Here is a 453-nt window from a genome sequence, read left to right as displayed (position 1 = left end):
TGGTGGGGCAAGATGAAAAGCTTGTACATACCGTTCTCATATCCTCGAGTCTCATCGGATATATTTCCAAGTTTTGCTGATGCGCTTTTCTACATCATGGTTAGTGAAGTCTTCTCAGTTGGCATAACTGCATACAAGGTCTTTGGCATTGGAACCTTGATAGTACAAGCCACATCAACAGGGGATCTAACTAGCGTGTATGAGTGTCTGGGTATTCTTGCAATCGGTGTTGTTGTAATAACTCTGGCTTTTGGAAATTTCAGCAAACATGTAATTGCAAAATATGGCCTTAATACGCAAATTGAGATCAAGCGACACGTAGGCTACTGGAGACCACATATCAGAAAATGGCGAACTCATGCAGGTCCTGCATTCCAGTTTGCAAGATATACCACCAAAATGAAGACAGGAACAGAAAACATACAAACAACAATGAGCAAAGTACGTACAAGT

The 453-nt window shown here is 41.3% G+C and carries 1 pseudogene; it reads left to right on the top strand.

What is annotated here, in order from left to right:
* Window positions 1-12: 12 nt before the first annotated feature.
* Window positions 13-453: pseudogene (locus DYY66_RS10025) on the top strand (sugar ABC transporter permease); the annotation flags it as partial.

It is taken from the genome of Candidatus Nitrosotalea sp. FS (assembly GCF_011319475.1).
Taxonomy (GTDB): domain Archaea; phylum Thermoproteota; class Nitrososphaeria; order Nitrososphaerales; family Nitrosopumilaceae; genus Nitrosotalea.
The sequence above is the reverse complement of the archived record's forward strand: the minus strand, read 5'-3'. Positions and strand labels throughout refer to the sequence as shown.